The organism is Ruminococcus sp. RTP21358st1_G6_RTP21358_211008 (genome assembly GCF_040908885.1).
GTDB lineage: Bacteria > Bacillota > Clostridia > Lachnospirales > Lachnospiraceae > Blautia_A > Blautia_A faecis.
In genome coordinates, this window is the sequence record NZ_JBDGDM010000007.1 from 42,628 (window position 1) to 66,206 (window position 23,579).

The following is a 23,579-nucleotide window of genomic DNA, read 5'->3' on the forward strand; positions in this document are numbered from 1 at the left end:
AAAATGAGAAAACGGTTAGTATCTTTATTGTTTGCAGGAATTATGGCATGCAGCGTAATAGGAAGCGGTGTTACTACATTTGCAGCCGAAAATGACAGTCACATTAATCTGGCACTTTTCACCTACATCGAAGGCATGGATCCTGCAACAGACTGGTGCGGATGGAATCTTACACGCTGTGGTGTAGGAGAAACTCTTGTGACTGTAAATGAAAATATGGAAATTGTAGGACAGTTAGCTGATGAGTGGGAGCAGGTTGATGATACAACTTATCGTTTTCATATCCGCCAGGGAGTAAAATTCAGCAATGGTACCGAGCTGACACCAGAGATCGTAAAGGATTCTATCCAGAGATCTATTGATAATAACTCTCGTGGAGGAGATCTTAAAATTGCAAACATCGAAGTAGATGGAGAGAATGTAGTATTTACTACAGATGGTGCATACAGTGCTTTTGTTTCACAGCTTACAGAGCCGATGACAGTTATTGTAGACACCACAGCTGATACAAGCAATTATGATACTATGCCAATCTGTACAGGACCTTATGCAGTGTCTGAGTATGTATCTGAAGAGAAGATTGAGCTTGTGGCAAATGAGAACTACTGGGATGGAGCACCGGAAATCAAGAGCATTACTGTAAAGAATATCGGAAGTGATACAAAGGTAGATGCAATGCTTTCCGGAGATATTGACCTTGCACAGGGACCGGATGCAACAGCTCTTAATCGTGTGGAAAATAATGACGATATCAACATTGTAAAAGTAACCGGAACAAGAGAGAATGATTTCGAATTAAACTGCCGCGAGGGAAATCCCCTTTCTGATAAGAACCTTCGTCTTGCACTGTCCTATGCAGTAGATCGTGATGTTGTAGCACAGGTAGCAGGAAATGGTTATTCTTCTCCAATCAGCACAGCATTCCCGCCATCTGTAGGATACGATTCTGAAGATGTAAACGGACAGGTTTATGATCTGGATAAGGCAAAAGAATGCCTTGAGGCAGCAGGCTACAGCGATTCTGACGGAGATGGAATTGTGGATAAGGATGGAGAGAATCTGTCCCTTACAATTTCTATTGCCAATGGTTCTTCAACAGCAGTAAGTGAGACTTTACAGGATATGTGGAAGCAGATCGGAGTTGATGTACAGATTGAAATGCTGGAGAATGTAAGTGACAAACGTGCTTCTGGTGATTTCGATATGCTGGTATCTCCAAACTGGCAGACTGTAAATGCTGGTGATGGTCAGAAATATCTTATGAACCGCTGGTCTGATGGAGGAAGTGACAATTACAGCGGATATCACAGTGATGAATTCCAGTCTGTTCTGGATAAACTGGATGCTGCATTTACTCAGGAGGACCGTGTAAGCGCATTTGTAGAAGCCCAGCAGATCCTGGCAGATGATGCCCCGGCAATCTGGATGTATGCAAATGATAACGTGACTCTTGTAAACAGTAAACTTGAGAATGTAACAGTATTCCCAATTGACTATTATCTTGTAACAAACAAGTGGACATTAGCTGAATAATTATGGATATTCTGAATATTGAGAACTGTACGATTCGCTATCAGGAGCAGGAAGCGGCAGTAGAGCATGTTTCTCTTTCTGTAGGAGAGCAGGAAATCGTCAGTATCGTAGGTGAAAGTGGAAGTGGAAAAACAACTTTAATTCGTGCTATTCTCGGAATTTTACCTCCTGGCGGGACAGTGACAGAGGGGAAAATCTTATTTCAGGGAAAAAATATTTTGGAATTAGATGAGACGTCTTTACAAAAGCTCCGGGGAACGGAAATTGCAATGATCTTTCAGGATGTTGGAGCATCATTGGATCCCATACGGATTGTAGAGTCTCAATATCGGGAATCTATTCTGGCGCACAGGAAAATGGCAAAGGCTGACTGTCGGTCACTGGAAAAAGAAATGCTGGCAAAAATGCATCTGACAGATCCGGAACGTGTAATGGTATCTTATCCTTTTGAGCTTTCCGGCGGGATGAAACAGCGTGTTGGAATTGCAATGTCAATGACTGCAAGACCAAGACTTCTTCTTGCAGATGAGCCTACTTCTGCATTGGATGTGACAATTCAGGCAGAAGTGGTACGAGAAATGAAGAAGCTTCGGGAGCAGTATGAAACTGCAATTATTCTTGTGACACATAACATGGGAGTTGCTTCTTACATTTCAGATAAGATCGGTGTGATGTGCAAGGGTGAGCTGGTGGAATTTGGAAAAAGAGATGATGTGATCTTTCATCCGAAGCACGAATACACCAAAAAACTTCTGGCGGCAGTGCCAAGGCTGGAGGGAAAACGATTTGCAAAATGATACGATTCTCCTGGAAGTTAAAAATCTGAATAAGACATTTCCAGTGAAAAAAGAAAAATTATATGCAGTAAGTGATGTTAGTTTTTCCCTCAAAAAAGGTGAATGCCTGGGGATTGTGGGTGAAAGTGGATGCGGGAAAAGTACAGTGGCGAGAATGATTGCCGGTATCATACCTGTTTCGGGTGGAGAAGTACTGCTGGAAGGGGAAGCTTACATGAACCTGAAGGGCAGTGAAAAAAGACGTTTCCGCCGAAACATTCAGATGGTTTTCCAGGATCCTTTAAGTTCATTCAGTCCAAGAATGAAAGTTGGCACTTATCTTATGGAATCCAGGAGAAACTTTGATGGGATCAGTAAAGAAAATGGTCTTAAGGAAGCGCGCAAACTGCTTCTGGAAGTAGGTCTTCCGGAAGATTTTGTGAATCGTTATCCACATGAGCTTTCGGGTGGTCAGCTGCAGCGTGTGGCTATTGCCAGGGCCATTTCTATTCAGCCTAAACTACTGATCTGTGATGAAGCGACAGGTGCACTGGATGTTTCCATACAGAACCAGATTGCGAAGCTGCTGGTAAAGCTGGTGGAAGAAAAGCAGATCAGCTGTCTGTTTATTGGGCATGACCTGGCACTGGTAAGGAGTGTAAGTCAGAGAATCGCAGTTATGTATCTGGGAAGAATTGTGGAAATTCTGGAGAGTGAGACGCTTGCTGCAAAAGCAGTACATCCATATACGAAAATGCTGCTTGGTTCTGTTTTTGATGTATATTGCGATCAGAATGAGAAAATTGCAGCTGCAAAGGGAGAGCCTCCAAGTCCTCTTGAAGTGCAAAAGGGCTGTGCTTTTGCCGGGCGCTGCAACTGGTGCAGGGAGAAATGTAAAGAAGAACTGCCTCTTTTGCAGGAGATTGAGCCAGGACATAAGGTTGCCTGTTTTCAATTTATGAAATAAAATACTGCTCTGAGCAGTAAAAGCTGTCTGGTAGATGCCAGGCAGCTTTTTTGAGGTGGAATAAAGTTAATTCCATGCTCGAAGCAGTTTTGTACCATTTAAGATTTGTTCCAGAAGATATAGAGCACCTGTACATCCAACGTAAGTTTTGGGAATGACATGGATATATCCGGAACCTGGATTGGCAGTTTCAATGCCAAAAATGTTGTCGCTGTAAGTGTTCAATTCTACGATTGTGTTTGCACCAGCAAGAAGGATAACATTATTTACAGAGGCAATATCCTGTTCCAGTGCGTCTTCACAATGAAGCTCATGAAGCTTTTCCTGAATCAGATTTTCCGTGTGGCATTGTAAATAAAGTGGATGGATGACTTTGGGCTTAATGCCTAAATAACCGGAAAGATAATCCACATATCCTCTTAGAACGGATGGTTCGCCTTCTGCGGCATAGCGAAGATCCTTTGGGAAGCCTTTATTTCCCATATTATGTGCAATGAAATAGAAAGCGCGCGAACGGCTTTCTTCAATATAATCTAATGCAGGTTCACAATTTGTTCCGAGCAAAGAGGAAATCCCCCGGACAAATTCTTCGGTGAGGTCAAAACCGATTGGCATTCCTCCGGTCTCGTAAACTGGTATGGGAAAATGGCTGCGGAGATATTCGGCTGTTTTTTTACAACGCTCCGGGCAGAGTATAATATTGGCGTCTGCCTGAGCAATTGTACGAAAATCAGTTATGGGACAATTCATACCAGCTGCTACATGAACAGAGATTCCGCAAAGCTTCAGTAATTTGGTGATTTCCTTTAAACCGCCTTCCGGGAATTTCTCATGTGCATCAAAACCAAAAAGGTTAATAGATGGAATTTTGGAGGCTTTTTTATTGGTGCAAGGTTTATCACATAACAATTCCATCAGGCGAACGGTTGCTTCGTCGTATCCGATCATAGAATTTTCTGATAAGCCAGGGGATTCGATAAAAAGGTGTGGAATTCCAAATTCTTTGCTGATGGCATCCAGTTCCGGCTCCAGTGCTTCGCCGAGGAGAGAAGTACCGGGAGTCTGGATTACTGTGAATAAGTCATAACTTCTTTCTGAAAACAGATCGTTTAATGCGCGATGAAGTTGTTCGGCGGTCCCGAAAATGTAATCAGAATAGCGGAGATTGGTAGCTGGTATGCGAGGACTGCCGATGCAAAACTGGCTGCGAAGCAACCGGTCATCCATAGCATCTTCCAGTCGAAGCTCATCACCAAGAGTCCATAGATTGGATCTTCGAATCAAAGAATCAACACCACTAAAGGTATAGTAGGTTTTACAGCCAATAGGACCATTTAGGAGAACCAGGTTGTTTTGGATCCCTTCGCATGCAGAGATAACACCCGCAATGTGATCAGGGACAGCGTTTCTCAAATAATGATTTGTCATTTTTCCATCGTCCTTCCAAAGTGTTTTCAAATAAACGGATCCATTTTGCAGCACAATCTGTTCCAGTAAAGAAACCTGTGCTGATATCCCGTGCAAGATTTACGGTGCAGATTTCATCAAGTATGAAAGTCTGTCCCATAAAATCATTCAGGATAATAAGATCTGGCTTTTGTTTTGCAATAGAAGTAAATAATGTATTTTGTGCATTTTCCCAGTCCGCTGAGAATTGATGCTTCCAATCTGCAACGCTGTCTTCTTTACTTCCGATAAGGATAGAATCCAATACATCCAAATCCAGATCATGAGCCAATTCAAGAATCCAATCAATGCTATTGTTCTTTAAGAATAAAATCACTTTTTTCCCTTTATACAAAAGTTTGAGGTTGTTAATAGTTTGGGTGTATTGAATGCGGTTTTCTAAAATTACCTGTTCTGTTTCTTTTTCTTTTCCATAAAGTTTTCCTATTTTGCGAAGCCAGGAGGCTGTTTGGGAAAATCCCCTGGGAAGCTCGTTGCAAAGAAAACGGCAACCATATTTTTCTTCAAATATTTTTTGCAGTTCATGTCCTAGTTTATCATAGCGTGCCATGATCGAATAAGGCGCTTTTAAAAAATTATGGATGTTCTCCATTGATTCTGCGCAGATAAAGCGACAGTTGATTCGGATTCCTATTCTTTTAAATATTTCCTGCAGATTCATAAAAGTACGATCTGTCTGAGAAGAAATTGTATGTTCATAGACAAGATTGATGCAATCAGGTTCTGGCTTTACGTTCGGATCAACAGCTTGAAGAGCAAGCGTTTTGTAGCAAAGTGCCATTCCTTCGTTATAGTCACCGGCTTCGATTCCGTCAGTATGAATAATATACATATCGACACCAAGACTTTTTAATTCTTTTTGAAGTGGAACCAGGTCATCGCCACTCATGCCTGGAATACAGGAAGTGACAGTGATAATATTGCGGATTCCGCGTTTCACCATTTGAAAAGCTTTACGCCGTGTCTGTTCTACACCACCGTATACGGCTTCGTTTATGGTGATATCAGTATTCTCAAACTGTCTTGGAACAAAGGCCGGGTAAAGGATTCCGCGTTCATACAATCCTCTTCGTCCGTAGCTGGTAAAACCGTTAATGGCATACCAGGTGCAGCTTTTGGGAGCATGTCCGAGAATTGCGGCATCTTTGATATGAACCGCCAGATCGATAGCACCACGATAAGCACAGCCATATAGCGGAACTCTGCTAAAAGGATCAGATAAAGCTCTCTTTTTCGTGGCAGAAGGTTGTGCGGGAACAGCAGTAATCACGGGAGCAGATGTATGTTTGGAAATTGTAGTGGTAGTGTGGGATAGTCTTTCCCCACGCATAAAAAGCTCCATCTGCTCTTCAGATAAAGGGGCAGCGGCATAAAGAACAGGCTGCGTTTGTAATTTTTGTGCAAGCTCCAGAAAAATATTAGCTTCGGCACTTTTGGGGGATTTTTCAACCAGAGTCATTGCTTCTTTTTCTGCCTGGGTAAAAAGATTACTTCTGGGAATTTCTGCAAGAATTGGAAGATTGACAGCATTGGTAAAGTCTTCTACATATTTGCGATCATCACCGACTCCGCGGCTGTTATAGATGATCCCGGCAATCTGTCTGCCCTGGGGATTAAGATTCTTTATTCCGCACAGAATGTTATTTGCAGCATAAATAGACATAGATTCCCCACTTGTTACAAGAACTACTGCATCGGCATATTGTTTGCGGACAGGAACCGCAAAACCGCCACAGACAACATCTCCTAATACATCATATATGACCTGGTCATATTTTTCTATGGCGTGGTATTTGTTTAAAAAATCAAATGCAGTCAGAATTCCCCGGCCTGCACAGCCCATTCCTGGTCTGGGACCGCCTGCTTCTATGCAACCAGTGTCAAGAAAACCTGGTATTAATACATCTGCCAGGTTTTGTTTATCTTCAGGAGTGTTTAGAAGATAATCGAGGATAGTTGTGATTTTTTGCCCATGGTGTAGAAGACGGGTTGAGTCGTGCTTGGGATCACATCCTATTTGAAGTACTTTACTGTTGCAGACTGCTAAGGCTGCGGTCAGATTCGCACTTATTGTGGATTTCCCAATCCCTCCCTTTCCATAAACTGCAATTTGCATATTGGTCCTCCTCATTATGAAATTCCAAATTACCTTTGATAATGGCATTGGAGACTGTTATTACTTGCTGGAAAAATTTTTAACGACGTTTTTTTCGTAATCTACAGATAAAAATCCTTCACATAATCCATCCGTGCGCTCATATTAGAAAACATAGCATCTACCAGTGTGATGGCGGCCATGGATTCTACTACTACAACGGCACGGGGGACGATTACCGGATCATGGCGGCCTTTGATTTCGATGGAGGTGTTCTCGCCGGTAGTGGTAACAGTCTGCTGAGGCTGTGCAATGGATGGGGTTGGTTTGATGTGGGCGCGGAGGAGAATTTCACCGCCGTCACTGATTCCGCCTAAAATGCCTCCAGAGTGGTTGGTGGTCTTTACAATTCTGCCATTTTCCATGTGGAAGCCATCATTGTTTTCGGAACCCTTCATGGTGGAAACCTTTACACCATCGCCGATTTCCACTGCTTTTACGGCGCCAATAGACATCAGTGCCTGGGCAAAAGCTGCATCTAGTTTTCCAAATACAGGATCTCCAATGCCAGCAGGAACGCCGCTTATACGGCACTCGACAACACCGCCTGCACTGTCCTCCTCTTTCATGCATTTCTCCAGATACTTGGCTGCTTTTTCTGCGGCAACCATATCTGGCATATAGAAAGAGTTTTCCGGTATTATTTCAGGGTGGTAGCTGTGGCAGGAGACTGGTCCGATGGAACTGGTGTAGGCCTGCAGGGTAATACCAAGTTCTTTCAGAATCCTGGCTGCAATGGCTCCTGCGGCAACTCGGCCGATGGTCTCACGTCCAGAGGAACGTCCACCGCCTCTGTAGTCGCGAAAACCATATTTACTGTCAAACCCAAAATCTGCATGTCCAGGACGATAGGTCTGCGCGATATTTCCGTAATCCCGGGAACGTTGGTCTTTGTTCCGCACGATCATGGAAATGGGGGTGCCAGTGGTCTGTCCCTCAAAGACTCCGGAAAGGATTTCGACTTCATCTCCTTCATTTCGGGCAGTGGTGTAACGGCTTTGGCCAGGCTTCCTTCTGTCCAGATAAGCCTGTATATCTGCCTCCGTAAGGAAAAGTCCTGCCGGAACGCCATCTACAACGGTGCCCAGTGCCTTGCCGTGGGACTCTCCCCAGGTAGTTACCGTAAATTTTTTTCCAAATGTTGACTGACTCATAGGCATAAATCCTTTCTTCTTCGGACTGCAGCAATCGCCAGTTGTGGAGGGAAAACTGCTGTGCCGAATTAAAGTATGAATGTGATGTTAAAGACATTATAGCGAAATGCAAAAAATTTGTAAACCGAATCTATTAGAATTGACAAAATTTCCTGTAGAAATTATAATTAAGCGTGTATTTTTGAGGATAGGAGCCCTGTCTGACAGAAAAGTGGGACAGCTGGTTTTTATACAGAAGCAAGAGATTGGAAGGAGTGCAGCTTGTGGTAAGGATTTTTAAGACAATAGAGGGTGCGATCCATGAGATTCAGGAGCCACAGGAGGATTGTTGGATTGCAATGACCAATCCCACTGCAACTGAGATCTTTGAGATGTCCGAAAGATTCGGAATCGAAGTAGATGATCTTCGCGCTCCTCTGGATGAGGAAGAGCGTTCTCGTATTGAAGTGGAAGATAATTATACACTGATCCTGGTAGATGTTCCTATGATCGAGGAACGCAATGACAAGGACTGGTATGGCACTATCCCTCTTGGTATTATTGTTACCAAGAAGATGATTTTTACCGTATGTCTGGAGGATACCCAGGTGCTTACCCGGTTTATGGAGGGAAGAGTACGTAATTTCTTTACCTATATGAAAACCAGATTCATTTTGCAGATCCTGTACCGCAATGCCACTATGTACCTGCATTATCTGCGTATTATAGATAAGAAAAGTGAACAGGTGGAGGAGAAGCTCCACATGTCCACCCGTAATCAGGAACTAATGGAACTGTTGGAACTGGAGAAATCCCTGGTTTATTTTACTACATCTCTTCGGTCGAACGAGGTAGTACTGGAGAAGCTTCTGAAGGTAGAGAGCATTAAGCAGTACCCGGAGGATACGGATCTTCTGGAAGATGTTATCATTGAGAATAAACAGGCAATCGAGATGGCCAATATATACAGCGGTATCTTAAGCAGCATGATGGGGACTTTTGCCTCGGTTATTTCCAATAACCTGAATGTGGTTATGAAGGTTTTGTCCGTTATCACGATTGTAATGAGTATTCCCACTATTGTGTTCAGTGCATATGGAATGAACCTGAGCCCTTCGGGAATGCCGTTTTCTGCTGACAAATGGGGATTTTTAGTGGTGATATTGCTGTCCATACTGGTGAGTATTGTGGCAGCTGTGATTCTGTCCAAGAAGAAATTTTTCTGAATAGGAGGATTACATGAAATTTATTGATAAGCTGGAACGAAAATTTGGAAGATTTGGTATTCCCAATCTCACAATTTACATGATTGTATGCTATGTGATCGGTTATGCACTGATGATCGTGAATCCAGGCATACTGAACTGGCTGAGCCTGGAACCAGCGTATATTCTGCGGGGACAGGTATGGAGACTAGTGACCTGGGTACTGTATCCACCGAGCACTTCCGGAGTATTATGGTTTGCAATTGCAGTTCTGTTCTTTTATTATCCAATTGGAACTTCTCTGGAGCGGACGATTGGAACTTTTAAATATACGTTGTATATTCTTTCGGGCGTGATATTTACAATTTTGGGAGCGTTCATTCTGTATTTCCTTCTCGGAGGAAATGTTCTGGTAGGAAACGTATTTTCTACTTACTATATCAGTCTGTCCACATTCCTTGCATATGCAATGTGTTATCCGGATATGCAGGTTCTGCTTATGTTTATCATTCCGGTGAAGATGAAGTGGATGGCAATTTTTTATGTGGTGATCGTTGTATATGAAATGATTCAGTACATTATGGCAGGTGCATGGTATTTGGTGATCCCGATTGTGGCTTCTCTGTTGAATTTCATTATTTTTTACTTTGGAACAAAGGATTTCAGCCGGTATAACCCGAAGGAGGTCCACAGAAGAAATGAATTCCGCAGAGCAATGGAACCCCAGGGACGTATGAAATCAGGCAGCGGCAGTGTGACCAAGCACAAATGCGCGATTTGCGGACGTACTGAGCTTGATGATCCTAATCTGGAATTTCGTTTTTGTTCCAGATGCAATGGAAATTATGAGTATTGCCAGGACCATCTTTTTACACATACACATGTGAAATGAAATTAATGTAATTGTTAACCGGTAACATTGCATGGCTGCTGTGAACGATGTGGGCAGCAGCCAGCAAATGACTGAAAAGACAGAGGGAAAGACTGCTTATGAAGAGAACAAAAATTATCTGTACTATGGGACCAGCATCCAGTAAGAAAAATACTTTAAGAGCTATGATGCGTGCCGGAATGGATATTGCACGTTTTAATTTTTCCCATGGTTCTCATGAAGAACACAGGGGAAGAGTAGACATGGTCAAAAACCTACGGGAAGAACTGAATATTCCGGTTGCCCTGCTTCTTGATACAAAGGGACCGGAGATCCGTACCAAGCTTCTTAAGGATCATAAGAAGATTACATTGGAGGCTGGAAGCGAATTTACACTTACTACCGGTGATATAGAGGGAGATGAGACCAGAGTCGCCATCACATATGAAAATCTTTACAAAGATGTGAAAAAAGGCGGTAAAATCCTGATTGATGATGGTCTGATCGAACTGGAGATTGAGAATATTAAGAATGGGGATATTGTCTGTCGTGTCTTAAACGGCGGCGAGCTTGGAGAGCGCAAAGGAATCAACGTCCCTTATGTGAAAGTGAAGCTTCCGGGAATTACAGAGCAGGACAAAGAGGATATTCTGTTTGGAATTACACAGGAGTTTGATTATATTGCAGCTTCTTTTGTACGTGACGCAAAAGCGATTAAAGAAATCCGTCAGCTTTTAGATGAAAATGGCGGACATGATATTGGAATCATTGCCAAAATCGAGAATGCCGAAGGTGTTGAAAATATTGATGAGATCATCAAGGCCGCAGATGGTATTATGGTTGCCAGAGGCGATCTTGGCGTGGAGATTCCTCCAAGTGAGGTTCCTTATATCCAGAAAATGATCATCCGCAAGTGCAATGAGAACTATGTTCCGGTTATTACTGCTACCCAGATGCTGGATTCCATGATCCGTAATCCACGTCCTACAAGAGCTGAGGTGGCAGACGTTGCCAATGCTATTTACGACGGTACAGATGCGATCATGCTTTCCGGTGAAACTGCAGCTGGTAAATATCCGCTGGAAGCACTGAAGATGATGGTGGAGATTGCACAGACCACAGAGCCTCACCTGAATTATGAGGATTATACCCATAACCGCAATATGTGTGGTGAGAGCAGAGTGTCCAGTGCTGTGGGACTGGCTGCAGTGCAGACTGCAAGAGATCTGAAGGCCAAGGCCATTGTGACTCCTACCTTTGGAGGAAGAACAGCCAGACTGATTTCCAATTTCCGGCCGGAAGCTCCTATTTATGCTGTCACTCCCAATGATACGATTCTGCATAGACTTCAGCTTGTATGGGGCGTTACACCGCTAAAAGGATACGAGAAGGATTCTACAGAGCACATTATTTCCCAGGCCATGAGCGTTGTCCGCAGAAAGCGGCTTGCAAAGAAAGGAGACCTGATCGTATTTACGGTTGGAGATCCTGCTACCAATATGACCCGGGAAGGTGCTGTAACAAATATGCTGCATGTGATTGAAGCCAAATAAAGCTGTCACATGATCTGATTTGTTGCAATAGAAAAATTACTTTTTAAGCGCAGCGAGTGCTGTATTTTACAAACGAGGAGAAACTATTATGAAAAAGACACCTTTTGTAACACTGGAGAAGGTACAGGAAATTGCCGAAAAATATCCCACCCCATTTCATCTTTATGATGAGAAGGGCATCCGGGAAAATGCACAGGCTTTAAAGGAAGCTTTTGCATGGAACAAGGGCTTTAAGGAGTTTTTTGCAGTAAAGGCAACCCCGAACCCGTTTCTGATCAAGATTCTGCAGGAATATGGCTGCGGATGTGACTGCTCATCCATGACAGAACTGATGCTTTCCAAAGCTATCGGATGCAAGAAGGGAGACATTATGTTTTCCTCTAATGACACTCCGGATAAAGAGTTTAAATATGCAGATGAGATCGGTGGAATTATCAATCTTGATGACATCACTCATATTGAGAGTGTAGAGAAAGCTGTTGGAAAGATTCCGGAGATCATTAGCTGCCGTTATAATCCTGGTGGAGTGTTCAAGATCAGCAATGATATTATGGATAATCCTGGGGATGCAAAATATGGCATGACTACGGAGCAGATTTTTGATGCATTTCGTATCCTGAAGAGTAAGGGCGCCAGGGAGTTTGGAATTCATGCATTTCTTGCCAGCAATACAGTGACGAACGATTACTACCCGATGCTTGCGAAGGTTATGTTTGAACTTGCTGTGAAGCTTCAGAAGGAGACTGGGGCGCATATTAAATTCATCAATCTTTCCGGTGGTATTGGTATTCCTTATCGCCCGGAGCAGACTCCAAACGATATTCGTGCAATTGGAGAAGGTGTACGCAAGGTATATGAAGAAGTTCTGGTTCCGGAAGGAATGGGAGATGTAGCTATTTATACAGAGCTTGGACGATTCATGATGGGACCTTATGGCTGCCTGGTAACAAAAGCGATTCATGAGAAGCACACTCACAAAGAGTATATCGGTGTGGACTCCTGTGCAGTAAACCTTATGCGGCCGGCTATGTACGGTGCTTATCATCATATTACTGTTCTTGGAAAAGAGGATCAGGTTTGCGATCACCTGTATGATATCACAGGATCTCTTTGCGAGAATAATGATAAGTTTGCAATTGACCGTTATCTTCCGAAGATTGATATGGGAGATTATCTGGTGATTCATGATACTGGCGCACATGGTTTTTCCATGGGATATAATTACAATGGTAAATTGAAATCTGCGGAGATCCTTCTTCACGAAGATGGAAGCTTCGATATGATCCGTCGCGCCGAGACCCCAAGAGATTACTTTGCAACTTTCGACTGCTTCCCGATTTTTGAGAAAATGCTGGAGGATGAAGACCGGGCGTAATTACTTATGAGTAAAATAAAAACAGTTTGATGCGTTTGGCTTGCAGACTGTGTAAATGAAAAGAGGAACCGCTGAGTTGCTGGCGGATCCTCTTTTGCTATATAGAAAGAATTTCTTCGGAACAGTTTGGGATAGATGGTCAAAAGTATGAACCCGCGAGGTAAATGCGGGGCAGATTTTTGACAATCCTTGACATTTTTTGAAATTCTGAGCAACAAAAAATCCCGCAAAATCAAGGACTTGACGGGATTTATATAACTTATGAAGTGTTAAAAATGCCGGCAGTGGGACTTGAACCCACACGTAGTTGCCTACAACAGATTTTGAGTCTGCCTCGTCTGCCATTCCGACATGCCGGCGGTTGAACAATTGATATAATAGCACATTATAAAAATAAAGTAAAGATGAAATTATGAAAAGTTTATAAATTTTCGAGGCAGAATATTGATATTCATACATGGAAATGCTAAAGTATTTAACAGTTGACAGAAAATGGAGGAAATGCCAATGAATATTGACCATAAAAAACCAGAGAACCGGCCATTGTACATTTTTGCACTGATAGCGGTTGTGGTGATCCTTTTCCTGAACATATTTGCCATTCCAGCCATGCAGGAACGCTCTGTAGAGAAAACCGACTACAGTACATTCCTCAGCAATGTAGAGCGTGGAAATGTATCTAAGGCAGAGGTGCAGGACGATTATATCTATTATATAGTGAGAAAGAACGGCGAGGACGTGGTGTGCAAGACTGTACGCATGGATGATCCGGACCTTGTAAGCCGCCTTTATGAAGCCGGAACCAGTATGGAAGCAGTGGAGCCTCAGAAGCAGTCCATCTTACTCAGTCTGGTGATCGGATATGTGATCCCAATCGTAATCTTTGTTTTCCTTGGAAGATGGCTGAGTAAGAAGATGATGAGCTCTATGGGCGGTGGTCCTGGCGGAGCAATGTCCTTTGGAAAAAGCAATGCCAAAGTATATGTGAAGTCTTCTACAGGAATTAAATTTACAGATGTGGCAGGTGAGGACGAGGCGAAAGAGCTTCTTACGGAAATTGTAGATTATCTTCATAATCCGCAGAAATACACGGAGATTGGAGCATCCATGCCCAAAGGCGCCCTTCTTGTAGGCCCTCCAGGTACAGGTAAGACATTGCTTGCCAAGGCAGTTGCAGGAGAAGCAGAAGTACCGTTTTTCTCTATTTCCGGTTCAGAATTTGTGGAAATGTTTGTGGGCATGGGTGCTGCCAAGGTTCGTGATCTGTTTAAGCAGGCAAATGAGAAGGCACCTTGTATTGTATTTATTGATGAGATTGATACCATTGGTAAGAAACGTGACAGCGGAAGCTTCACAGGTGGAAACGATGAACGTGAGCAGACATTAAACCAGCTGCTTACAGAGATGGATGGATTTGACGGCTCCAAGGGAGTTGTAATCCTGGCTGCTACCAACCGTCCAGATTCCCTGGATCCGGCCCTCCTGCGTCCGGGGCGTTTTGACAGACGTATTCCGGTAGAACTTCCGGATCTGAAAGGACGTGAGGAAATCCTGAAAGTCCATGCCAGAAAGATCAAAATCGCAGACAGTGTCCGTTTCGATGAAATTGCCAAGGCAGCAGCCGGCGCTTCCGGTGCAGAGCTTGCCAATATTGTAAATGAGGCGGCTCTTCGTGCTGTCCGTGATGGCAGGAAGTTTGCTACGCAAGCTGATTTTGAGGAGAGTATAGAGGTTGTTATCGCTGGTTACCAGAAGAAAAACCGGGTGCTTTCCAATAAGGAGAAGCTGATCGTATCCTATCATGAGGTGGGACATGCACTTGTGGCGGCGAAACAGACGGATTCTGCTCCGGTTCATAAGATTACCATTATTCCCCGTACCTCAGGCGCTCTTGGATACACCATGCAGGTGGATGAGCAGGAGCACTTCCTGATGTCAAAGGAAGAACTGGAGAATAAGATTGCTACATTTACTGGGGGCCGTGCTGCTGAAGAACTGATTTTCCACAGTGTTACAACTGGCGCGTCGAATGATATCGAGCAGGCTACCAAGATTGCCAGAGGCATGATTTCACGCTATGGCATGAGCGATGAGTTCGATATGGTTGCGATGGAAAGTATGAGCAATCAGTATCTGGGTGGTGATTCAAGTCTTAGCTGCTCCTTTGAGACACAGACGCTTCTGGACAAAAAGGTAGTAGAGCTGGTACGAAGACAGCATGAGAAGGCCTATAAGATTCTTGAGGATAATATTGAGAAGCTTCATGAACTTGCAAAATATCTGTATGAGCATGAAACAATCACAGGCGAGGAATTTATGAAGATTTTAAATGATCCGCCGAAGTCTCTTACAGCCAGTGCAGAGTAAAAAGAGCATTTTTGTAATATTTGACCGGACTTTGCGGCAATAAAAAGAACCGCATTGCCGGATATATAAAATAAGGGACAGCAGAAAAAGATCAGATGCCCTTTAAACAGATTTTGGTTATTTCCCTTGTCTGCTTAAAGAGTATCCGGTCAAACATCTGCTGTCTCTTGTGTTTTGGGGAAGATTCGGATATAATAACAAATATGGGCTGCAAAAGGGAGGAGTGTTTCCATGAATTGTCAGACAGCAGAGAGTATGGTAAACCGATACATTGAGCATGATTTATCTGTAGATGAACTGGAGGATTTTCTGGAACATGTGGAAAATTGTCCGTCCTGTTACGACGAGCTGGAAACTTATTTTATTGTTCATGCTGCCATGCAGCAGCTGGATGAGGAGAGCAGAGATTCCTCATTGGATCTTCGGGAGCTTCTGGAAGAAGATATTCGTAAATCCAAGCATTATATACTGAAGATGAGATTCCGCCGCGCGCTGAGTGGAATGGGATTCTGTGCGTTGATTGCTGGACTGGGTGGATTTTTGATTTATATTATTATGCAGGTATTATAGGAAACACGGTACAGGAGGCTTATATGTGTGAGAAAATTTTACTGATAGATGGTCACAGTATTTTAAACAGGGCATTTTACGGACTTCCGGATCTGACTAATTCAGAAGGTCTGCATACAGGTGCTGTCTATGGCTTTTTAAATATCCTGTTTAAAGTGCTGGGAGAAGAGAAACCGGAATATCTGGCAGTGGCATTTGACAGAAGTGAGCCGACTTTTCGCCATGCGAAATACCCAGAATACAAAGGTACACGTAAGCCCATGCCTCAGGAACTAAAGGAACAGATTCCGCTCTTGAAAGAGATGCTTGAAAAGATGGAAATCGCCACAGTTTCCCTTGCAGGCTTTGAAGCAGACGATATTCTTGGTACGCTGGCGAAAAAAGGTGAAGAAAAAGGTATGGATGTAATCATTCTTTCCGGTGACCGTGATCTTTTACAGCTGGCGACTAAGAAAACCATGATCCGTCTGCCAAGGACTGCAAAAGGGCAGACTGTTATAGAAGACTATAAGGAAGACCAGGTGCAGGAGCGGTATCTGGTTACTCCTGCCCAGGTTATAGAATTAAAGGCTCTTATGGGTGATGCTGCCGACAATATTCCTGGAATTCCAGGTGTCGGAGAGAAGACAGCCACCAGGCTGCTTGCAGAATATGGCTCCATAGAAAATGCTTTTTCCCATGTGGAAGAGATTTCACAAAAGCGGGCCAGAGAATCTTTGAGGGAAAATTACCAGATGGCCCAGCTGAGTAAGGAGCTTGCAACTATTTGTACAAACAGCCCCATAGAATTTGAACAGGAGAAATTCCAGTTAGGAAATATTTTTACAAAGGAAGCCTACGAGCTATGCAGAAAATTGGATTTCCGGAATTTTCTGATGAAATTTGATCCGGCTGAAGTGAATGAAAATACAATAGAACAGGATTTTTTCATCTGCAATGATCTGGAGGGCTGTGAGACACTTTTTGAAAAAGCGGGACAGGCAGAAGCTGTGGGAATAGCGCTTCTCTGGGATAAAGAAGGTGTCTATGGAGCTGGTCTGGCATTAGGGGAAGATGAAATGTATTATGTTCCTGTGGAGGGAATGGTAACAGCAGCTTATTTAAGTGATAAGATCGGCAGGCTGGGGAAGTCTACCACAGTTTGTTCCATGGACGTAAAAACCATGCTCAAGCGTGCTGATCTAACACCCGATGCAAACGTATTTGACTGTGGCATTGCAGCTTATCTTCTGAATCCTTTGAAAAGTACTTATACTTATGAAGAGCTTGCAAAAGATTATCTGGATGGGAAGCTCCTTCCGGGAAAAGAAGAGCTTCTGGGAAAAATATCCCTGAAAAAGGCCTGGGAGGAGGATATGCCGGAACTGGAACATCTGGCATGCTATATGGCGTATACCGCTTTTGCCACCAGAGCCCCCTTGAAAGCGAAGCTTCAGGAAACAGGTATGTGGAAGGTATACACAGAGATTGAACTTCCTCTTGTATTTACGTTAGATTCCATGGAAAAATGGGGAATCGAAGTAAAAGGAGAAGAATTGAAAAATTATGGTGAAAAGCTGACTGTCCGCATTCATGAACTGGAAAAGCTGATCTGGCAGCAGGCAGGAGAAGAATTTAATATCAATTCTCCGAAACAGCTTGGTGTGATCCTTTTTGAAAAAATGGCTATTCCGGGAGGAAAGAAAACGAAGACCGGCTACTCCACATCCGCAGATATATTAGAGAAACTGGCATCAGAGAATCCAATCGTAAATGATATTTTGGAATATCGTCAGCTTACAAAGCTGAAATCCACTTATGCAGACGGTCTTGGAGCCGTAATCGAGAAGGATGGAAGAATCCATTCCACTTTTAACCAGACCATAACTGCCACTGGCAGAATCAGCAGTACAGAGCCAAACCTTCAGAATATTCCAGTCCGAATGGAGCTTGGAAGACTGATCCGCAAAGTATTTGTACCGGAAGCTGGATTTGTATTCCTGGATGCTGATTACTCACAGATTGAGCTGCGTGTTCTGGCTCACATGTCCGGGGATGAAAAGCTGATCAAGGCTTACAGGGAGGCGGAAGATATTCATCGACTGACAGCGTCTCAGGTCTTTCATATTCCGCTTGAGGAGGTCACTCCTCTGCAAAGACGAAATGCCAAGGCGGTAAACTTTGGCATTGTATATGGCATCAGCTCTTTTGGTCTTAGCCAGGATCTTAGTATTACAAGAAAAGAGGCTGCCGCTTATATCCAGAAATATTTTGAGACCTATCCAAGCATAAAGGGATTTCTGGATGGACTTGTGGAGCAGGGAAAAGAAAAAGGCTATGTTTCCACTATGTTTGGCAGAAGAAGACCGGTTCCGGAACTGAAATCCAGCAATTTTATGCAGAGATCCTTTGGCGAGCGTGTTGCCATGAACTCGCCAATTCAGGGAACTGCCGCAGATATTATCAAAATTGCCATGAATCGTGTGTATAAACGTCTTTTGGATGAGAAACTGAGATCCAGACTGGTGCTTCAGGTCCACGATGAATTGCTGATCGAGACTTGGAAAGATGAAATCCCTCAGGTATCAAGAATTCTGGAAGAGGAAATGAAGGGTGCAGCCAATCTGGCAGTGGAGCTGGAAGTAGATATGCATCAGGGGAATAACTGGTACGAGGCAAAGTAGAATCAGAGCTATGTCTGGAATAGGATTGAGGAAGAAAATAGTTTGCACCTCATAATTACCAGGTGAAATCGAAGCAGTAAGGAATAGGACAAATGAAGACAATTGGTATTACAGGAGGAGTTGGTGCCGGAAAAAGTACGGTGCTTGCTTATCTTGAGAAAAAATATAATGCTTTTGTTATACAGGCTGACGAAGTGGGACATATTGTGATGGCTCCGGGACAGGAATGTTATCAGCCAGTGATTGATCTGTTTGGGAAAGATGTGATAAAAAACGATAAAACTATTGACCGGAAGAGGGTTTCCGATGTAGTATTTGAGCAACCGGATTTTTTGAGCCGCCTAAATGGAATAATTCATCCGGCTGTAAAAAGATATATCCTGAAAAGCCTGGAGGAACAGAAGAATAAGGGACGGAAGCTATGCATTGTGGAAGCTGCACTTTTTCTGGAAGAACATTACCAGGAGTTTTGTGATGAAGTATGGTATATTCATACAGATGAGGAAATCCGCATTCAGCGCCTGATGAAAAACCGAGGCTATACAAGGGAAAAATCTCTTGGAATTATCGGAAATCAGGCCAGCGAAGATTATTTTCGAGCCCATACAGATTTCGTTGTAGAAAATAACGGAAATGTGGAAAAAACCTGGAAGCAGATAGATGAAGGAGTAAGAAGAAATGAGACTTTGTAGCATTGCCAGTGGAAGCAGCGGAAACTGTATTTATGTGGGATCAGAAGAAACCCATGTTCTTGTAGATACAGGAATAAGCGGCAAAAGGATCGAGCAGGGACTGAACCAGCTGGAACTTACTGGCAGGGACATTGATGCGATTCTGGTCACTCATGAGCATTCCGATCATATCAGCGGTCTGGGGGTGATGGCACGCAGATACCACATTCCGGTTTATACTACAGGTGGAACTGCAGATGCAATCAGCAGAATGAAGAATATGAAGAATTTTCCGGAAGACACTTTTCATGAGATTGTGGAGGATCAGGATTTTCATATCAGGGATCTGACCATTCATCCTTTTTCTATTCCACATGACGCGGCACAGCCGGTAGGATACCGGGTTGAGTGTGAAGACAAGGCAGTTGGAATCGCCACAGATCTTGGAAAATATAACGATTACATAGTAGATAATTTACAAAATCTGGATGCTCTTTTGCTGGAGGCAAATCATGATATCCGTATGCTTCAGGTGGGAAGTTATCCCTATTATCTGAAACAGCGTATCTTAGGCGACAGGGGACATCTTTCCAATGAAAATGCAGGAAAGCTGCTTTGCAGGCTTTTGCATGATGACATGAAAGCTGTTTTTCTTGGACATTTAAGCAAAGAAAACAACTATGAGGCTCTTGCCTATGAGACTGTGTGCTCAGAGGTAACTCTTGGAGATAATCCATATAGATCAAAAGATTTTCAGATTCAGGTTGCGAAACGGGACAGTATTTCAGATGTGGTTGTATTGTAGAGGAGATAATTTACAGTAAAGAAACAAAACTATATTTGAAATACAGGTTCAGTTTTTATATACAGATCAGGGAAAACTTAAAGCTGTATTTTCCCTGGGACAGTCAAAATGGGCTGCAGACCCAAATACAGGAGGAGTATCATGAAAAAAACAATTATCACAGTAGTAGGAAATGACACCGTTGGTATTATTGCAAAGGTATGTACTTATCTTGCCCAGAATCAGGTTAACATTCTGGATATCTCCCAGACGATTGTACAGGGATATTTTAACATGATGATGGTAGCAGATACCAGTGCTTCAGACAAGGAAATTGCAACTCTTTCCAAAGAACTGGCTGCTCTCGGGGATGAGATCGGCGTAGTGATCCATTGTCAGCATGAGGATATTTTCAACGTAATGCATCGAATTTGAAATGAAAGTCCCATCCATCGGACTTTCATTTAACAAAAATGTCGCCTGTAGGTGATATATCCATAGAAAGGAATACGAATGCTATGATTAATATATTTGAGGTGAATGAGACCAACAAAATGATCGAGCAGGAGAATCTGGATGTACGTACCATTACTCTTGGAATCAGCCTGCTGGATTGTATTGACAGCGATCTTGAGAAATTAAACGAAAAAATTTATAACAAAATTACCACATATGCCAAAGATCTGGTGGCAACTGGTGAGAAAATATCAGCACAGTACGGAATTCCAATTGTAAACAAACGAATTTCTGTTACACCAATCGGTCTGATTGGGGGTGCTGCATGCAAAACTACAGATGATTTTGTAACAATAGCCAGGACCCTGGACAAAGCTGCCAAGCAGGTGGGAGTGAACTTTATTGGTGGATATACAGCTCTTGTAAGTAAGGGAATGACACCGGCAGAGGAGCTTCTGATCCGTTCTATTCCGCAGGCGCTTGCCAGTACAGAGCGGGTATGCAGTTCTGTGAATGTTGGTTCCACAAAGACTGGAATCAATATGGATGCCGTGAAGCTTATGGGAGAGATTATTCTGGAAACAGCTCAGGCAACCAAAGAACAGGATTCCCTTGGCTGTGCCAAGCTGGTAGTATTCTGCAATGCGCCGGATGACAACCCGTTTATGGCAGGTGCTTTCCACGGCGTTACAGAAGCTGACAGTATTATTAATGTTGGCGTCAGTGGTCCAGGTGTTGTAAAAACCGCTCTGGAGAAAGTAAGAGGAGAGGATTTCGAAACTCTCTGTGAGATGATCAAACGAACTGCATTTAAGGTAACCCGTGTAGGTCAGCTGGTTGCCAGGGAGGCTTCCAAGATGCTTGGCGTTCCATTTGGAATTGTGGATCTTTCCCTTGCGCCTACTCCTGCAATCGGTGACAGTGTGGCTGAGATCCTGGAAGAAATCGGTCTTGAAAGAGCCGGTGCACCTGGAACTACAGCAGCTCTTGCCCTGTTAAATGACCAGGTAAAAAAAGGTGGTGTAATGGCTTCCACAGCAGTTGGAGGCTTGAGTGGTGCATTTATTCCGGTCAGCGAGGATCAGGGAATGATCGATGCGGTAACAGCAGGTGCCCTTACCATTGAGAAATTAGAGGCTATGACCTGCGTATGCTCTGTGGGACTTGATATGATCGCAGTACCAGGTGATACGAAGGCATCCACCATTTCCGGCATTATTGCAGATGAAGCAGCAATTGGAATGGTGAACCAGAAAACAACAGCAGTCCGTCTGATCCCTGTTATCGGAAAAGGAGTAGGAGAGACAGTAGAATTCGGTGGTCTTCTTGGCTATGCACTAATCATGCCGGTAAATAATTTCTCCTGTGATGCGTTTGTGGCAAGAGGCGGAAGAATTCCAGCTCCGATCCATAGCTTTAAAAACTAAGTTTTCTGGGTTACTGGTCACGGAGTGAACAGAAACTTTTTTGGATAAATTTGCACTTGACATTCTTACATCACTGTGCTAAAGTATAAATCAGTTAAACCGATGAGAAAGAGTAGTAAATCAGATGTGACATTTAGTCGTTATGAATGGACTGAATAATGACTTATCAGAGAGCGAAGGATGGTGTGATCTTCGTATGAAGCGGCTGATGGAATGGACTTTCGAGGGCGGCCCGAAATTATATTTCAGGAGAGTAGGCGCCGACGGGAACCGAACCCGTTACCAATCAGGAGTGTATGTTTGTACATGAGAAAGTGGACGATTTGTCAATTTGAGTGGCACCGCGATAATAAGATTTTATTACCGTCTCAAAGAGCAACAGGGAATGTTGTTTTTTGAAGACGGTTTTTTGATATCCATTTTACCACTCATTCTTTCTCGCAGACAAGATGCAGAAGATCGGCTTAGTTATCTTCTGGAGCCTGTTTGAAAATCATTTCCGTAAAGTGTGACACATATTATGCGGAAAGCCTTTTTAAACACGCTCCCGCCAATTTTAAGAGAGAGAGGAAAACACTATGAAAAAAAGAATGATCGCAATCGCAGCAGCAACAATGGCAACTATGATGATGGCAACACCTGTTCTTGCAGAGGACTACAAGATCGGTATCTGCAATTATGTAGATGACGCATCTCTGAACCAGATCGTAGACAATCTGGAAAGCCGCCTGAAAGAAATCGGTGATGAGAAGGGTGTAAACTTCGATATTTCCTATGACAACTGTAATGCAGATGCCAATGTTATGGAGCAGATTATTTCTGATTTCCAGGCAGACGGTGTAGACCTTATGGTTGGTGTTGCAACACCGGTAGCTATGCGTATGCAGGCAAGCACAGAAGGAACCGACACGCCGGTTGTATTTTCCGCAGTATCGGATCCGGTTGGTGCAGGTCTTGTAGAATCCCTGGAGGCACCTGGCGCAAACCTTACCGGAACAAGCGATTATCTGGATACCGCTTCCATTATGAAACTGATCGAAGCTGTTAATCCGGATACCAAGAAGATCGGACTTTTATATGATATCGGACAGGATTCCTCTACAGCAGCCATCGAGGCAGCAAAAGCTTACATGGATGAGAACGGAATCGAATATGTTGAGCGTACCGGAACCACTACAGATGAAGTTCAGCTTGCAGCAGATGCACTGGTTGCAGATGGTGTTGACGCAGTGTTTACCCCAACTGATAATACCATTATGACAGCAGAGCTTTCCATTTATGAGAAATTTATTGATGCAGGAATTCCGCATTACACTGGAGCTGATTCCTTTGCGTTAAATGGCGCTTTCGCAGGGTATGGTGTTGATTACGCAAATCTTGGAGCAAAAACAGCAGATATGGTTGCCGATATTCTTCTGAATGGTGCTGATCCGGCAACCACTCCTGTAGAAACCTTTGACAATGGTACTGCTACTGTAAACACAGAAACATGCGAAGGTCTCGGCCTTGATTTTGAAACTGTCAAAGCTGCTATGGAGCCGCTCTGCACACAGGTAAATGAGATTGTGACAGCAGAAAGCTTTGACGAACTGGAAGCAAATTAACG

The 23,579-nt window shown here is 43.4% G+C and carries 18 protein-coding genes and 1 tRNA gene; 15 read left to right on the forward strand and 4 right to left on the reverse strand.

Features of this window, described 5'->3' with window-relative positions; all coding sequences use genetic code 11:
• Positions 1 to 3: 3 nt before the first annotated feature.
• The 3 genes from AB5Z12_RS04200 to AB5Z12_RS04210 are packed head-to-tail and all read left to right on the forward strand — an operon-like array spanning position 4 to position 3,276.
• The gene (locus tag AB5Z12_RS04200; protein WP_173774240.1) at positions 4 to 1,533 is read left to right on the forward strand and encodes an ABC transporter substrate-binding protein; all 1,530 of its coding nucleotides are present in this window, start codon (positions 4 to 6) and stop codon (positions 1,531 to 1,533) included.
• Between the two features lie 2 nt (positions 1,534 to 1,535).
• The gene (locus AB5Z12_RS04205; protein WP_118579997.1) at positions 1,536 to 2,330 is read left to right on the forward strand and encodes an ABC transporter ATP-binding protein; all 795 of its coding nucleotides are present in this window, start codon (positions 1,536 to 1,538) and stop codon (positions 2,328 to 2,330) included.
• Positions 2,320 to 3,276, forward strand: a complete 957-nt coding sequence (locus AB5Z12_RS04210) for an ABC transporter ATP-binding protein (protein WP_195478235.1) — start codon at positions 2,320 to 2,322, stop codon at positions 3,274 to 3,276. The genes AB5Z12_RS04205 and AB5Z12_RS04210 overlap by 11 nt, the downstream gene beginning before the upstream one ends.
• 66 nt (positions 3,277 to 3,342) lie before the next feature.
• Here the strand turns inward: AB5Z12_RS04210 and AB5Z12_RS04215 are convergent, their stop codons facing one another.
• The 3 genes from AB5Z12_RS04215 to aroC are packed head-to-tail and all read right to left on the reverse strand — an operon-like array spanning position 3,343 to position 8,052.
• Entirely contained in the window at positions 3,343 to 4,704 is a 1,362-nt protein-coding gene (locus AB5Z12_RS04215; protein WP_173772430.1) for a nitrogenase component 1, read from the reverse strand.
• On the reverse strand, positions 4,670 to 6,907 hold the full coding sequence (locus AB5Z12_RS04220) for a nitrogenase component 1 (protein ID WP_368368567.1): 2,238 nt from the start codon (positions 6,905 to 6,907) through the stop codon (positions 4,670 to 4,672). The genes AB5Z12_RS04215 and AB5Z12_RS04220 overlap by 35 nt, the downstream gene beginning before the upstream one ends.
• 53 nt (positions 6,908 to 6,960) lie before the next feature.
• A complete protein-coding gene (gene aroC / locus AB5Z12_RS04225; RefSeq protein ID WP_173772441.1) occupies positions 6,961 to 8,052 on the reverse strand; it encodes a chorismate synthase in 1,092 nt (363 codons plus the stop codon).
• 263 nt (positions 8,053 to 8,315) lie between these two features.
• Between aroC and AB5Z12_RS04230 the strand changes: the two genes are divergently transcribed.
• The 4 genes from AB5Z12_RS04230 (at position 8,316) to AB5Z12_RS04245 (ending at position 13,035) form a co-directional block, all read left to right on the forward strand.
• Positions 8,316 to 9,257 carry a magnesium transporter CorA family protein gene (locus AB5Z12_RS04230; protein ID WP_148462836.1) on the forward strand — a complete coding sequence of 314 codons (942 nt, stop codon included), beginning with the start codon at positions 8,316 to 8,318 and terminating at the stop codon, positions 9,255 to 9,257.
• Between the two features lie 13 nt (positions 9,258 to 9,270).
• Positions 9,271 to 10,128 carry a rhomboid family intramembrane serine protease gene (locus AB5Z12_RS04235; RefSeq protein WP_148462835.1) on the forward strand — a complete coding sequence of 286 codons (858 nt, stop codon included), beginning with the start codon at positions 9,271 to 9,273 and terminating at the stop codon, positions 10,126 to 10,128.
• Between the two features lie 98 nt (positions 10,129 to 10,226).
• Positions 10,227 to 11,660: a pyruvate kinase gene (pyk, locus tag AB5Z12_RS04240; protein ID WP_148462834.1), complete on the forward strand. Its 1,434-nt coding sequence runs from the start codon at positions 10,227 to 10,229 to the stop codon at positions 11,658 to 11,660.
• Positions 11,661 to 11,748: 88 nt separating this feature from the next.
• Positions 11,749 to 13,035 (forward strand): diaminopimelate decarboxylase, encoded by a 1,287-nt coding sequence (locus AB5Z12_RS04245; protein WP_173718129.1) that lies wholly within the window; start codon positions 11,749 to 11,751, stop codon positions 13,033 to 13,035.
• 276 nt (positions 13,036 to 13,311) lie between these two features.
• Here the strand turns inward: AB5Z12_RS04245 and AB5Z12_RS04250 are convergent.
• Positions 13,312 to 13,394: transfer RNA gene (locus AB5Z12_RS04250), tRNA-Leu, on the reverse strand.
• Positions 13,395 to 13,542: 148 nt separating this feature from the next.
• Here AB5Z12_RS04250 and ftsH point away from each other — a divergent pair.
• The 8 genes from ftsH to AB5Z12_RS04290 all read left to right on the forward strand — a co-directional run bounded on the left by ftsH (position 13,543) and on the right by AB5Z12_RS04290 (position 23,577).
• Positions 13,543 to 15,402, forward strand: coding sequence for an ATP-dependent zinc metalloprotease FtsH (ftsH, locus tag AB5Z12_RS04255; protein WP_173718130.1), 1,860 nt, complete (start codon positions 13,543 to 13,545; stop codon positions 15,400 to 15,402).
• A gap of 231 nt (positions 15,403 to 15,633) precedes the next feature.
• Entirely contained in the window at positions 15,634 to 15,972 is a 339-nt protein-coding gene (locus tag AB5Z12_RS04260; RefSeq protein WP_118580021.1) for an anti-sigma factor, read from the forward strand.
• Between the two features lie 23 nt (positions 15,973 to 15,995).
• Positions 15,996 to 18,635, forward strand: a complete 2,640-nt coding sequence (gene polA / locus AB5Z12_RS04265; protein WP_368368568.1) for a DNA polymerase I — start codon at positions 15,996 to 15,998, stop codon at positions 18,633 to 18,635.
• Positions 18,636 to 18,727: 92 nt separating this feature from the next.
• Positions 18,728 to 19,327: a dephospho-CoA kinase gene (coaE, locus tag AB5Z12_RS04270; RefSeq protein ID WP_148462829.1), complete on the forward strand. Its 600-nt coding sequence runs from the start codon at positions 18,728 to 18,730 to the stop codon at positions 19,325 to 19,327.
• Complete coding sequence (locus AB5Z12_RS04275; protein WP_173718133.1) at positions 19,314 to 20,111, forward strand: MBL fold metallo-hydrolase; 798 nt, start codon at positions 19,314 to 19,316, stop codon at positions 20,109 to 20,111. The genes coaE and AB5Z12_RS04275 overlap by 14 nt, the downstream gene beginning before the upstream one ends.
• Before the next feature lie 141 nt (positions 20,112 to 20,252).
• Positions 20,253 to 20,525 (forward strand): ACT domain-containing protein, encoded by a 273-nt coding sequence (locus AB5Z12_RS04280; RefSeq protein WP_021925040.1) that lies wholly within the window; start codon positions 20,253 to 20,255, stop codon positions 20,523 to 20,525.
• 83 nt (positions 20,526 to 20,608) lie between these two features.
• Positions 20,609 to 21,973 (forward strand): PFL family protein, encoded by a 1,365-nt coding sequence (locus AB5Z12_RS04285; protein WP_368368569.1) that lies wholly within the window; start codon positions 20,609 to 20,611, stop codon positions 21,971 to 21,973.
• Positions 21,974 to 22,551: 578 nt separating this feature from the next.
• The gene (locus AB5Z12_RS04290) at positions 22,552 to 23,577 is read left to right on the forward strand and encodes an ABC transporter substrate-binding protein (RefSeq protein WP_368368570.1); all 1,026 of its coding nucleotides are present in this window, start codon (positions 22,552 to 22,554) and stop codon (positions 23,575 to 23,577) included.
• Positions 23,578 to 23,579 lie beyond the last annotated feature (2 nt).